A 13,342-nucleotide genomic window follows, 5' to 3' on the forward strand; every position below is an offset into this window, starting at 1 on the left:
CGTTCTGACACCTCAGAACGTGTACAACCACCTGTTCGGCGACGGGGGTCAGCGGCCCAGGACCGCCCGGGTCGCGACGTCGGGCCGCAGGTCGAGGCGCCGCAGCAGCTGCGCGTTGAGGGCCACCACCACGGTGGACAGCGACATCAGGAGCGCCCCGACCGACATCGGCAGCACGAACCCCACCGGTGCGAGCACGCCCGCCGCCAGCGGCACCGACAGCAGGTTGTAGCCCGCCGCCCACCACAGGTTCTGCTTCATCTTCCGGTACCCGGCCCGGGACAGCTCGATCACCGACAGCACCGACCGGGGGTCGTCGCTGGCCAGGATGACCCCTGCCGACGCGATGGCGACGTCCGTGCCGGCACCGATCGCGATGCCGACGTCGGCCTGCGCGAGGGCCGGGGCGTCGTTGACGCCGTCCCCGACCATCGCGACCCTGCTGCCCTCCGCCTGCAGCTCCGCGACACGCGCCGATTTGTCCCCGGGCCGCACGCCCGCGAACCAGCGGTCGACGCCGAGCTCCTCCGCCACGGACCGCGCCACGGCCTCGGCGTCGCCGGTGATCATCACGACCTGCACCCCGAGCCGGTGCAGCGCCGCGACCGCCTCCGCCGACTCCGGCCGGACCTCGTCCGCGAGCTTCAGCCCGCCGACGACGACGCCGTCGCGCAGCACGTGCAGGATGATCGCGCCGTCGCCGCGCCACCCGTCGGCCTCGGCGACCTCGCTCACCCCCTGCTCCTCGAGCAGGCGCGGCCCGCCGACGCGGACCGCGTGGCCGCCGACCGTCGCGACCACGCCGACCGCGGGCGACGACGAGAAGTCCGTCGCGCGGGGGACGTCGAGGCCGCGCGCCTCCGCGGCGCGGACGATCGCCCGCGCGAGCGGGTGCTCGCTGTCCGCCTCGGCCGCAGCGGCCAGGGCCAGGACGGCGTCGTCGTCGAGGTCGGCGCCGGAGGTGGACACCGCCGCCACGGTCGGCTCGCCCTTGGTGAGCGTGCCGGTCTTGTCGAAGAGGACGGCGTCCACGGTGCGCATGCTCTCCAGCGCGAGGCGGTCCTTGATCAGCACCCCGCCGCGGGCGGCCCGCTCGGTGGCGATGGAGACGACCAGCGGGATGGCGAGCCCCAGCGCGTGCGGGCAGGCGATGACGAGGACGGTGATGGTGCGGACGACGGCGTCGTCCGGGAACCCGAGCGCCGTCCACGCGACTGCCGTGACGACGGCGGCGCCCAGGGCGAACCAGAACAGCCAGCCTGCGGCGCGGTCCGCCAGCCGCTGGGCCCGCGACGACGACGCCTGCGCGTCCGCGACCAGGCGCTGGATGCCGGCGAGCGCCGTGTCGTCGCCGGTCGCGACGACCTCGACCCGCAGGCTGGAGTCGGTCGCGACCGTGCCCGCCGTGACGGCGTCGCCCGTCGTGCGGGCGACGGTGCGCGACTCCCCCGTGACCATCGACTCGTCCATCTCGGCGCGACCGTCCACCACGCGACCGTCCGCGGGGACGCTGCCGCCCGGTCGCACGAGGACGACGTCGCCCACGCGGAGGTCCGACGGCGCGACGATGACGACGCGCTGGTCGTCGCCGTCACCCTCGACGCGCTCCGCCTCGTCCGGCAGCAGCGCCGCCAGCGAGTCGAGGGCGGACGTGGTCTGCGCCAGCGAGCGCATCTCGACCCAGTGCCCGAGCAGCATGATCACGACCAGCAGGGCGAGCTCCCACCAGAAGTCGAGCTGGTGGTCGAGCACGCCGAGGCTCGCGCCGAGCGACGCGACGAACGCCACCGTGATCGCCAGCCCGATCAGCAGCATCATCCCGGGGCGGCGGCCCCGGAGCTCCGACACCGCGCCCGTGAGGAACGGCTTGCCGCCCCACGCGAAGATCACCGTGCCCAGCACCGGCGAGACCCAGGAGACCCACGGCGCGGTGGGGAGCTCGTAGCCGAGCACCATCGCGAACATCGGCGACAGCGCGACCGTCGGCACCGCGAGCGCCAGCATGATCCAGAACAGCCGGCGGAACTGTGCCACGTGATCACCGTGGCCGCCGTGTCCGCCGTGGCCTCCATGACCTCCATGGCCGGCCATGTCGTGACCCGCGTGGGCGTCCCCGACCGCGCCGTCGTGCCCGGTGTGGTCGGTGTGCCCGGCGTGCTCGGCATGCTGGGTGTGGTCGGGATGACCGTGCTCCAGCACGCGCGCGGCGTCGTCGGGGCGGCGGTGCCCGGTGTGCTGGTCGGGTGGGGTGTGGTCCACGGTTCGATCCTCGTCTCGTCCGGAGGGTTCGCGACTCGATCTGATACCCCTAGGGGGTATCCAACACTCGGAACCATATACCCCCGCCACGTATTCCGCCACGCCTGACCACCCCCGCCCCGGCGCGCCGAACAGGCGGTTGAGCACGGAATACGGCCTCAGAACGTGCTCAACCACCTGTTCGGCAAGAAGGTCGGGGGCGGGAACGAACTCGCGGCGGCCGGCGTTGGGCCAGGGCCCGTCCGCCGTCCAGATCGAGGTCCCGTGCCCCAGGCTGCCCCGCAGAATCCCGCCGACACCACGCCCGACGCCGACACCCCCACCGACACCGCCCCCGCTCCCGACGCCGTGCCCGACGCCGCGAGCCACGCCGTCGCGGAGGAGCAGACGACGCTCGACGCGGCGTGGGCCCGGCGTGCCACGGTGCTCGACGACCTCGACGCGGCGCTGCACACCGCCCGGCCGGAGGACGCGGCCGCCCGCGCCCGGATCGCGCGGCTGCGGTCACGGCGCGCAGAGCTGCGCCAGGCAGACCACGGCCTCGTCTTCGGCCGGATCGACGGCGACGACGGGTCGGTGCGGCACCTGGGCCGCGTCGGCCTGCCCGGCGCGACGGAGGACGACGAGCCGCTGGTGGTGGACTGGCGCGCCGCCGTGGCCCGGCCGTTCTACACCGCCACGCCGGTGGACCCGCAGGGCCTGCGCCGCCGCCGGCACGTGCGCACCGACGGGCGCCGGGTGGTGGGCGTCGACGACGAGCCGCTCGACGGCGGCCTGGACGACTCGGGCCTCGTCGGCGAGGGCGCGCTCCTCGCCGCGCTCGACGAGCGACGCACGGGTCGCATGGGCACGGCGGTCGCGACGCTGCAGCGCGAGCAGGACGACGTGGTGCGCGCGGACGCCCGCACGCCGCTCGTGGTGCAGGGCGGCCCCGGGACGGGCAAGACGGTCGTGGCGCTGCACCGGGTCGCGTACCTGCTGTTCGCCCACCCCCACCTGGCGGAGCGCGGCGTCCTGGTCGTGGGGCCGTCGACCCGGTTCCTCGACTACATCGCCCAGGTGCTGCCCGCGCTGGGCGAGACGGCCGTCGTCTCGGCGACGTGCGACACCCTCGTCCCGGGCGTGCGCCCGACACGCTCCGAGGACCGAGACGTCGCGGAGATCAAGGGCCGCTCGTCGTGGCTGCCCGCGCTGCGCCGGTTCGTCGCGTCCCTCGAGCCGGCGGACGGCCCGCTCGCCCTGGTGCTCGACGGCGAGGAGCACGTCCTGCCCGAGGCGCAGGTCGCGGCCGCCCGGCGCGCCGCCGCGGGGGCCGGGTCGTACCACCGCACCCGGGACCGCGTCGTCGACCGGGTGCACGACCTGCTCACGGACGCCGTCGCCGACCGGCAGGCCGAGCTGCTCGCCCGCGCGGAGGAGGGCTTCGAGGACGTGCTCGGCCAGCTCGACGCCGCGCTCGCGGCCAAGGACGACCGCGCCGTGCACAGCGGCGCCACGGGCTCCGACGTCGACGGCGTCCTGTCCGACGCGGACCTCGAGACGCTGCGCGAGCGGGTCGCCGTGGACGACGGCGTCGCCGCCGCCCTCGACGCCTGGTGGCCTCTCCGCGACCCGGAGGCGGAGCTCGCGTCCCTGCTGCACGACCCGCGCAGGCTGCACGCGCACGCACCGGACCTCACGCCGGACGAGGTGGCGCGCGTGGTCGCCGAGCCCGCGGGCGGCGACGCCGGGTGGGCGAGCAGCGACGTCCCGCTGCTCGACGCGCTGGCCGACCTGCTCGGCGAGCGCGACGGCGACGCCTCCGTGCGCACGGGAGGCGACGCGGCGCACGACGAGGACGGCGTCTTCGTCGCCGGCCGGGCAGCCGCGCGCCGCGACTGGACGTACGGCCACGTCGTCGTCGACGAGGCGCAGGAGCTCTCCGGGATGCAGTGGCACATGGTGGTGCGCCGCTGCCCGACCCGGTCGGTCACGGCCGTCGGCGACATCGACCAGGCGTCGTCCGCGCACCGCCAGACGGACTGGGGCGAGGCGGTGGGAGACGCCCTCGGCGACCGCTGGCGACGCGCCGACCTCACCATCTGCTACCGCACCCCGCGCGAGGTCATGGCGCTCACCGGCCCCGTGCTGCGGCAGGCCGGCAGCCGCAACGACCCGCCGCGCGCGGTCCGCTCCGCGCCCGTCGCCCCCTGGCGCCTGGAGGTCGCCGGCGACGCGTGGCCCACCGCCGTGGCCGACGCCGCCGCCCGCCTCGGCGAGCGGTACGACGGCGGCACGGTCGGGGTGGTCGCGCCGGTGCGGCGGCTCGACGTGCTGCGTGCCGCGCTGCCCGACGGCGTCCCCGTGCTCTCGGCCACGGACGCGAAGGGCCTGGAGTGGGACGCGGCCCTGGTCGTGGACCCGGACGGCATCGTGGCGGAGCCTCGTGGCTGGAACGGGCTCTACGTGGCCCTCACCCGTTGCACGCAGGAGCTGGGGCAGGTGGTGGTGGGCTCCCTCTGACGTTCCTCAAATCGCTGCGCGCCGACCGTGCGGGCCAGCAGGATGACGGGGCGAGACACCTGTCGTGAGCTGTGAAGCGAGGAACCACCATGCGCGTCCTGGTGACCGGAGGCGCGGGGTACGTCGGGTCGCACACGGTGCTCCGGCTGCTCGAGGCCGGGCACGACGTCGTCGTGGTGGACGACTTCTCCCGGGGCACGCCCGCGGCGCTGGAGCGGGTGGCGGCCCTTGCCGGCCGGCCGGTCCCGGTGCACGCCTCCGACGCCGCCGACATCGACGCGCTCGAGCGGCTCTTCGACGCCGAGGGTTTCGACGCCGTGCTGCACCTCGCCGGGATCAAGCGCGGGGCGCGCGGCACGCGGCCGCTGGACAGCTACGAGACCAACCTCGGCACCACCTTCACGCTGCTGCGCTGCATGGCCTGGTACGGCGTCGCCCGCCTGGTCGTGTCGTCGTCGGCCGCGGTGTACGGCGAGGGCCGTGACCTGCCGCACCGCGAGGACGCGCCCCTCGCTCCCACGGGACCGGTGGGGCGCAGCCACGCGATGAACGAGCAGATCCTGCGCGACGTCGCGGCCGACGCCGGCCCCGCGCTGCGGGTGGGCGTCGTGCGTCACTTCGCGGCCGCCGGCGCCCACCCGTCCGCGACCCTCGGCCCCGACCGGCCGGGTGCCTCGGCGGGGCTGCTCACCGCGATCGCCGAGACCGCAGCGGGGGTCCGGGACCAGCTCGAGGTGCATGGCGCCGACCACCCGACGCCCGACGGCACGCCGATGCGCGACTACGTGCACGTCGACGACCTCGCGGCCGGGCACGTCGCCGCGCTCGACGCGCTCGACGACGCGGAGCAGCAGCTGTCCACGTGGAACCTCGGCAGCGGCCGGCCCACCAGCGTGCTCGACGCCGTCCGGGCGTTCGAGACCGCGACGGGCCGCCCCGTGCCCTACCGGGTCGCTGCCCGCCGGGCCGGCGACGTCGCCGTGTCGTACGCCGACCCCGGCCGCGCGGAGGCCGAGCTGGGCTGGCGAGCCGGCCGCGGCATCGAGGAGATCTGCCTCGACCTGTGGCGCTGGTACCGGCGCAACCCCGGCGGCTACCCCGCGTCCCACACCCCGTCCGCGCCCTGGCGCGGCGGCGTGGGCCACCGGCTGCGGCTCGTCTCCGCCGTCCCGGCCGCGTCGTCCTGGTAGTCGTCGTCGTCGTCGCAAGAGTCGTCGTCGCGCGGCGGCCTCAGACCTGGCGGTCGCCGAGGTGGCGGCCGAGGGCCCGGCCGAACCGCTCCGAGATGCCCGGCATGAGGCTCTCCCCGTCGGCGGGACGCTCCAGCCCGAAGACGTAGCCGGGGAAGTCGAGGTCCTTCTGCACCGCCCAGATCGCCTCGTGCTCCTGCGGCGGGAAGACCTGGGCTGGGTCCCCGACGGCGACCCAGCCGATCGGCACCAGCGAGTCGGCGGGCAGCGCCGTGCGCAGGTGCACGATCCCGTTGATGCGCACCTCCGAGCGGGCACCGATGCGCGCGCCGTTGAACACCCGGCTCCCGGTGGCCAGGAACACCTCGTCCTCGACCGAGCAGCCGCTCAGGGAGGAGCCCGGGCCGACCAGGACCTGCCGGCCCAGGACCAGAGGATCACGACGGGTCCCGCGCAGGACGGCGTTCTCCATCACGATGCAGTCCTCGCCGAGCTCCACCGGCCCGCCCTCGGCGCTGAGCACGGCCCCGAACAGCACCCGGCAGCCCGGCCCGACCCGGACGTCCCCGCACAACGTGGCCGTCGGCGCGACATAGGCCGTGGGGTGGACCGACGGCGAGCGACCCTCGTGTTCGATGAGCATGCGCGTGATCATGCAGCACGCGTGGTCACGCCGGTCCCCCGACGCGCCCGCCGCGCCGCGCGACTCGTGCGGTCAGTCCTTCGTCTCCCGGTAGTACCGGAGCGCGCCGGGGTGCAGCTCGACCGGGTCGGTGAAGATCGCCCGCACGCGGTCGAGGTTGGCCGCCGACGGCACCTGGGCGGCGATCTCGGACCGCGCGTCGAACAGCGTGGACACCAGGGCGTGCGCCACGGCGTCCGGCATGTCGCCGCGCACCATGAGGAAGTTCGGCACGGCGAGCGTCTCGACCGCCCTCGACGACCCGTACATCCCTTCCGGCACGATGCCGTGCCGGTAGCCGCTGCCGTACCGCGAGCGCACCTCCTCGACCAGGTCGCCCAGGGGCACCAGGCGCACGGGCACGACGTCCGCGAGCGCCGTCAGGCCCGGGGTGCGCAGGCCGCCGGACCAGAAGAACGCGTCGATCTCTCCCGCCCGCAGGGCGGCGATCGAGTCGTCGAGGCCGAGGCTGCGGGCGGTGATCGCGTCGACGCGCAGGTCGGCCGCGGCGAGCAGCCGGTGCGCGATGAGCGCCGTGCCGGACCGCGGTGCGCCGAGCGAGACGCGCCTGCCCTCGAGGTCGGCGATGCCGTGCACGGCGGACCCGGCCGGCACCACGAGGTGCACGAAGTCGTCGTAGACGCGCCCCAGCGTGCGCACGTCGAGCGGCTCGTCGAACTCCCCGACGCCGGCGACGGCGTCGAGGGCGGCGTCGGCGGCGCTGAACGCGACCTGCGCCGTGCCGGCGTCGAGGCTCTGCAGGTTCTCCACCGAACCGCCGGTCTGGTCGACCTCGACCGGCAGGTCGTACCGGTCCTCGAGCACCCCCGCGAGGGCGACGCCGTACGCGTGGTAGATCCCCGTCGCGCCGCCGGTCGCCACGGTCAGCGCGGCGGGCCGGTGCCCGTCCCACGGGTCGCCCGCGGCGTCGTCCCCGAGGCACCCGGTCAGCAGGGGCAGCACCAGCAGCACGGCCGCGAGCGCCGCGAGCAGGGGTCGGCGGGTCGCGCTCACGACACCACCGCGGCCGCGCGCGCCGGCATCCGCAGGCGCACCTCGAAGCCGCCGCCGTCGGGCAGGGCGAGGTGCAGGCTGCCGCCGCCCGTGGCGAGCAGCTCCGACGCGATGGCGAGGCCGAGGCCCGAACCGCGCACCGTGCTGTGCCCGGGCGAGCGCCAGAACCGCTCAGCCAGCCGCTCCAGCTCGTCGGGCGGCACGCCTGCGCCGTGGTCGCGCACCGTGACCTCGACCGTGCCCGCCGCGCCCTCTGCGCCGTCCGCGTCGTCTGCGCCGTCGTCGCCGTCTGGCCGGACGGCGACCGTCACGTCGATCCGGCCGCCGTCGGGCGAGAACTTCACGGCGTTGTCGAGGACGGCGTCGAACGCGCACTCGAGCACGATCTCGTTGAGCTCGGCCCACGCCCCGTCGGGGACGGCGTCGAACGCCAGGTGCCGGCCGACGGCGATCAGCCGCCAGCTCTCGACGCGCCGTCCGACGAGCTCTGCGACGTCCACGGGGTGCGCGGCGGCGGCCAGGTTGGCGTCGTCCGCGAGCAGCAGCAGGGCGTCGAGGATGTGCGCCATGCGCACGGCCTCGGCGCGGACGTGCGCCACCTCGGTGGCGTGCCCGGGCGGCGTGGACAGGGCCAGGTCCTCGACGCGCAGCATGAGCGCGTTGAGCGGGTTGCGCAGCTCGTGCGAGGCGTTGGACGCGAACTCCTGCTGCCGGCGCATGGAGTGCTCCACCTGCGCGGCCATGGCGTTGAACCGGGAGACGACGGCGCGCAGCTCGGGCGGCCCGGTGGCCGGCGGGATGCGCGCGTCGAGCCGCCCGCGGCCGATCTCGCCCATGGCGGCGTCGACCGCCCGCACGGGGCGCAGCACCCAGCCGGCGGTGCGGTGCGCGACGGCGACGGCGAGCACGCACATCGCGAGGCCCGCGGCGACGAGGATGCCCCAGCTCGACCAGATGCTGCGCGAGATCGACGACGCCTCCGAGACGGTGACGACCGCGCCGACCAGGTCCCCGCCGTCGTACACGGGCTCGGCCACCACGACCCGGTCCGCCTTCCAGGGCAGGGTGCTGAGCACGGCCTCGCCCCGGCGGCCGGCGAGGGCGGCGCGCCGCTCGTCCACGTCCTCGACGTCGAGCCCGTTGGTCGCCCACACGGCTCCCGCCTGGTCGAGGACGGTCGCGCCCACCCCGTACACGTCGCGGTAGCGCTGCAGGTCGCCCGCGACGATCGCCGGGTCGTCCGAGGTGAGGGACTGGCGGGCCGTGATGACGAGGTAGCCGGCGTCCGCGAGGCGGTCCAGGTAGACCTCCTGCTGGTTGGCCCGCGCCACGTTGCCGGAGTAGGCGGCGCCGAGCAGCACCAGCACGAGCACGCAGGGCACGAACAGGATGATCGCCAGCCGGGTCCGCATCGACGCCTACGCCCCCACGACGTGCGGCACGGCCGGGTCCCCACCGTCGGGCGCGGCCACCCGGTAGCCCACGCCCCGGACGGTCTCGACCAGGTCGGGCTCGCCGAGCTTGCGGCGCAGCGACGCGACGTGCACCTCCAGGGTGCGGCCGAGGCCCTTCCAGCTCGACCCCCACACGTCGCGCAGGATGCGCTCCCGCGTGAGGACCGACCCCTGCTGGCGCACGAGCAGCGCGAGCAGGTCGAACTCCTTGCGGGTGAGCTCGACGACGGTGCCCGCGGCCCGCCGCACCTCCCGTCGTGCCAGGTCGACCACCACGCCCCGCACCCGCACGCGCGCGTCGGGCGCCTCGGCCCGGCCGCCGTCCCACTCGCGGCCGCGGCCGCGGCGCAGCACGGCGTCGATCCGGGCGAGCACCTCGCGCACGTCGTAGGGCTTGGTCACGTAGTCGTCGGCGCCCAGCTCCAGGCCGCGGATGCGCGCGTCGAGGCGGGTGCGGGCCGTGACCATGATGATGGGGGTGTCAGAGACGCGGCGGATCCGGCGGCACACCTCGAAGCCGTCCAGGTCGGGCAGCGTGAGGTCGAGCAGCACCAGGTCCGTGCGGGGGCCGAGCTCGCGCAGCCCGGTCTCGCCGTCGCGGGCCCGCACCACCTCGAACCCGTGCTTGCGGAGCACGGACACGAGGGCGCCGGCGACGTGGTCGTCGTCCTCGATCACGAGCAGCTGCACGGGACCGTCCCTCCGTGGGGCGCCTGGAGCGCACAGGTTAGCGCCCGGTCGCGGGCCGTCTCCACCGGGTCCAGGACGGCCGCGTCAGAGCCAGCCGACGCGCCGGAACGCCCGGTAGAGCACCACGCAGCCCACCACCATGAGCGCCAGCGCGAACGGGTAGCCGAGCAGCCAGTGCAGCTCCGGCATGTTCCGGAAGTTCATGCCGTAGATGCCTGCGACCACCGTGGGGTAGACGAGGATCGCCGCCCACGCGGAGATCTTGCGCATGTCCTCGTTCTGCCGCACCGACACCTGGGCCAGGTGCACCTGCAGCATGTCGGACAGCAGGTCGTCGTGGGCGTCGAGGTGCCGGTCGATGCGCTCGACGGCTGACGCGGCACGTTCCAGGGTGCGACGGTCGGCGACGGCACGGCGGGAGTTGCCGACGTCGGTGAGCTCGGGCAGCTCCGCGGAGAACGGCAGCAGGGACCGGCGTGCCTCGGTGATCTCGCGCTTGAGGTCGTACAGCCGCTGCACCGGGTCGGACACGCTGCGGTCGAAGACGATCCGCTCCGTCTCGGCGACGGCGTCCCCGAGCGCCACCTCGACCTCCGACGCGACGCCCACCATCGCCATGAGCACGGCGAGCGCGACGCGTTGCGCTCCCTCCCCGTGCGCCGGGCCGGGGCCCCGCAGGCGCGCGAGGGCACGGTCGTGCACCCCTGCGTCGCCCACCTCGAACGTCAGCACCTGTCCCGGCCCGACCAGGGCGCCGAGCTCGCCGGTGTGCACCTGGCGGTCGGTCTCGGTGTACCAGACGGTCGGGGTGAACACGGCCACCCAGTCGTCGTCGAGCCAGCGCACCGCGGCGAACGGCCGCCGCGGCACCTGCCGCCCGGCGACGTGCACCGCGGCGAGCCGCTCCCGCAGCGACGGGTCCACCGCCTCCACCGCCGCCAGGAACTCGTCCTTGTCCGCCACCTGGGTCCACCGCGCCGGGTGCGCGTCGTCCGGGGCGTCCACCGGTGCGCCGTGCGACCCCACGAACCACTGCCCCGCCGTCGCCCGTGCCTCGTCGTCCGTCACCCCCGCATTCTCGGACGAGCCGGGCCGAACGGCGCGAGGGCACGCGACGGCAGTTCGGGTTCACGTCGGCAGTCCGAGCTGCCGACGTGAAGCGGAACTGCCGACGCGACGTTCAGACCTCGACGCGGACCGGCTCGACGGCGGCCGGGGACGCGGCCCGGGCGGCGACGGCCGCGGCGCCCGCCCCGGCGGCGACGAAGATCGCGCCGAGGGCGAGCCAGCCAGGGGTGCCGTACCGGATGGGCAGCGCGGTGACGACGACGGGCGCGGCCATCCCGGCGAGCGCGTAGCCCGTCTGCGACAGCCCCTGGTAGGCGCCGGCGCGGCGCGGGTCGGCCAGCTCGAAGGCCATGCCCCAGCCGCCGGCCTCGGACACCACCTCGCCGAGGGAGTGCGCGACGGCGGCCAGCACCAGCAGGACCGTCGCCGCGACGAGGCTGCCGTGCCCGGCCGCCGCGTAGAGGACGCACGCACCGGCCAGCAGGACGGCGCCGCGGCGCACCGCACGGCCGGCGCCCCGCACGTCGTGCGTGCCCCGCGAGGCGCGCACCTGCAGCAGCGCGACCAGCACGGTGTTGACGACCAGCAGCGCGGACACGACGGCGGTCGGGGCGTCGGTGCTCGCGACCCACAGCGGCACCCCGACCGTCATGACACCGAACTGCATCGCCACGACGGCGTTGAGCGCGACGCTCGCGACGTAGGTCCGGTCGCGCAGCGGGTGGCGGGCGGGCGGGCCCGCCTCGCCGTCAGCACCCTCGTCGCCCTGGTCGGCGCCCGACGCGGACGGGTCGGCGAGGAGCCGTGCCGCCAGCTCCGGCACGCGACGCGGCAGCACGACCAGCGGCACGACGGCGCCGAGCAGCAGCGCCGCCGTGGCCACCATCGCGGTGCGGTAGGCGGCCGTCGTGTCGAGCAGCAACGCGATGCCCGCGGCGAGCGTGCCCAGCCCGATGAAGACGTTCATGACGACGCGCAGCCGCGCCCGCACCTCGACGCGCTCGGGGCCGGTGAACCAGCGGGCGAGCAGCGCCTGGCGGGCGGTGGAGTGCACGCCGCGCGCCGCGGTCGCGACGATCGCGACGGCGGTGAAGGTCACGGCGTCGCCGGCGAACGAGTAGGCCGCCAGCGCCAGCGCCTGCGCGGCGACGCCCCACACCTGGACGCGATGCGCCCCGGCCCGGTCGGACCAGCGGCCGGCGAAGAACGCCCCGAGGACACCCGCGCCGCCCGCGATCCCGAGCCCGACGCCGACCGTCCCCGCGGACAGCCCGACGACGCGCGTGAAGTACAGCACCGACACCGTGTAGAACACGCCGTTCGACGCGGCGAGCGCCATGGTCGACAGGGTCAGGGCACGCGCGACGGGGTTGCGCGGGAAGAGGGTCTGCAGCACGGCACCAGTAGGCGGCACCCGCGGCGGCAGAAGAACGGATGTAGTGCAGGGCTACATCTATGCTCGGCCTGCGAGATGGTGGCACGACGAAGGGGGCACCGGTGGGCTGGATGCACTACGAGCTCGCGGGCATGGACCTGGCGGACGTGCGGTTCGCCGTCTCGCCGCTGAACGAGCTGGTCCTGTCGCTGCGGGCGTGGCGCGACCCGGGCCGCTACCCCATGCACCTGCCGTGGCTGCGCCGGGTCGAGGAGGCACGGGCGTCGCTCGACGACGAGATGCTGCTGGCGCTCACCAACGAGTCGCTGTGGACGCCGGACTACCTCACGCCGCGGCCCGGCAGCCCGCTGACGCGCATCGACGACGAGCTGGCCGCGGTGGCCGCCGTCGACGACGCCACGGTGGCCCACGACCTCGCCGAGGTGCACCCCCGCGGCCTCCCTGCCGCGCTGCGGGGCCCGGTCCCCCGGGTGCGGCGCCGGATCGACGCCGCGCTCACGGCCTACTGGGACGCCTGCCTCGCGCCCGTGTGGCCGCGGATGCGGGCGGTGCTGCAGGCCGACGTCGTGTACCGCAGCACGGTGGTCTCGGCGCGCGGCGCGGGCGCGATGTTCGCGGACCTGGCGCCGCGGGTGTCGTTCGCCGACGGTGTCGTGAGCGTGCAGCTCACCTCGCTGGCGGCGGCGCGGCGGCGCTCCACGACGGGCGCCGGGCTCACCCTGGTGCCGACGCTGTTCACGCGGGGGGCGTCGTGCCCGATCGACCCCGAGGAGCCGCCCGCCATCATGTACGGCGCACGCGGGACGGGCACGCTCTGGCAGGCGGAGCGGCCGGTGGCCGGCGACGCCCTGGTGGCGGTGCTGGGCCGGGCCCGCGCCGGGCTGCTCACCGTCCTGGAGCAGCCGGCGTCGTCCACCGAGCTGGCCCGCCGCCTGGACGTCACGACGAGCGCCGTGAACCAGCACCTGCGCGTGCTGCGCGACGCGGGCCTGCTGACCTCGGCCCGGGCGGGCCGGTCGGTGCTGTACCTGCGGTCCGAGGTGGGCGACGCCCTCGTGGGCGGGACGACCCGCTGACCGGCCCGGGC

General features: G+C 75.7%; 10 protein-coding genes. 3 read left to right on the forward strand and 7 right to left on the reverse strand.

The window, feature by feature from the left end:
• Positions 1–48 precede the first annotated feature (48 nt).
• Entirely contained in the window at positions 49–2,091 is a 2,043-nt protein-coding gene (locus ACFT55_RS00575) for a heavy metal translocating P-type ATPase (RefSeq protein WP_380240527.1), read from the reverse strand.
• Positions 2,092–2,523: 432 nt separating this feature from the next.
• Here ACFT55_RS00575 and ACFT55_RS00580 point away from each other — a divergent pair, with 432 nt between their 5' ends.
• Together ACFT55_RS00580 and galE are read left to right on the forward strand one after the other, a co-directional pair.
• Positions 2,524–4,761 carry a HelD family protein gene (locus ACFT55_RS00580; RefSeq protein ID WP_380240377.1) on the forward strand — a complete coding sequence of 746 codons (2,238 nt, stop codon included), beginning with the start codon at positions 2,524–2,526 and terminating at the stop codon, positions 4,759–4,761.
• Between the two features lie 89 nt (positions 4,762–4,850).
• Positions 4,851–5,951 carry a UDP-glucose 4-epimerase GalE gene (galE, locus tag ACFT55_RS00585; RefSeq protein WP_380240379.1) on the forward strand — a complete coding sequence of 367 codons (1,101 nt, stop codon included), beginning with the start codon at positions 4,851–4,853 and terminating at the stop codon, positions 5,949–5,951.
• 40 nt (positions 5,952–5,991) lie between these two features.
• Here galE and ACFT55_RS00590 read toward each other — a convergent pair whose 3' ends face one another.
• From ACFT55_RS00590 to ACFT55_RS00615, 6 genes are all read right to left on the reverse strand, one after another.
• Positions 5,992–6,594, reverse strand: a complete 603-nt coding sequence (locus ACFT55_RS00590; protein WP_380240381.1) for a gamma carbonic anhydrase family protein — start codon at positions 6,592–6,594, stop codon at positions 5,992–5,994.
• A 72-nt stretch (positions 6,595–6,666) separates the two neighbouring features.
• A complete protein-coding gene (locus ACFT55_RS00595; RefSeq protein ID WP_380240383.1) occupies positions 6,667–7,647 on the reverse strand; it encodes a TAXI family TRAP transporter solute-binding subunit in 981 nt (326 codons plus the stop codon).
• A complete protein-coding gene (locus ACFT55_RS00600; RefSeq protein WP_380240386.1) occupies positions 7,644–9,059 on the reverse strand; it encodes an ATP-binding protein in 1,416 nt (471 codons plus the stop codon). Before ACFT55_RS00600 ends, ACFT55_RS00595 begins: the two co-directional genes overlap by 4 nt.
• A 6-nt stretch (positions 9,060–9,065) precedes the next feature.
• A complete protein-coding gene (locus ACFT55_RS00605) occupies positions 9,066–9,791 on the reverse strand; it encodes a response regulator transcription factor (protein WP_380240388.1) in 726 nt (241 codons plus the stop codon).
• 84 nt (positions 9,792–9,875) lie between these two features.
• Positions 9,876–10,859 carry a CorA family divalent cation transporter gene (locus ACFT55_RS00610; protein WP_380240390.1) on the reverse strand — a complete coding sequence of 328 codons (984 nt, stop codon included), beginning with the start codon at positions 10,857–10,859 and terminating at the stop codon, positions 9,876–9,878.
• A gap of 112 nt (positions 10,860–10,971) precedes the next feature.
• On the reverse strand, positions 10,972–12,255 hold the full coding sequence (locus ACFT55_RS00615) for an MFS transporter (protein ID WP_380240392.1): 1,284 nt from the start codon (positions 12,253–12,255) through the stop codon (positions 10,972–10,974).
• 110 nt (positions 12,256–12,365) lie between these two features.
• Here ACFT55_RS00615 and ACFT55_RS00620 point away from each other — a divergent pair, with 110 nt between their 5' ends.
• On the forward strand, positions 12,366–13,331 hold the full coding sequence (locus ACFT55_RS00620; RefSeq protein ID WP_380240529.1) for a DUF5937 family protein: 966 nt from the start codon (positions 12,366–12,368) through the stop codon (positions 13,329–13,331).
• Positions 13,332–13,342 lie beyond the last annotated feature (11 nt).

The organism is Isoptericola sp. NPDC057191 (assembly GCF_042670225.1).
GTDB lineage: Bacteria > Actinomycetota > Actinomycetes > Actinomycetales > Cellulomonadaceae > Isoptericola.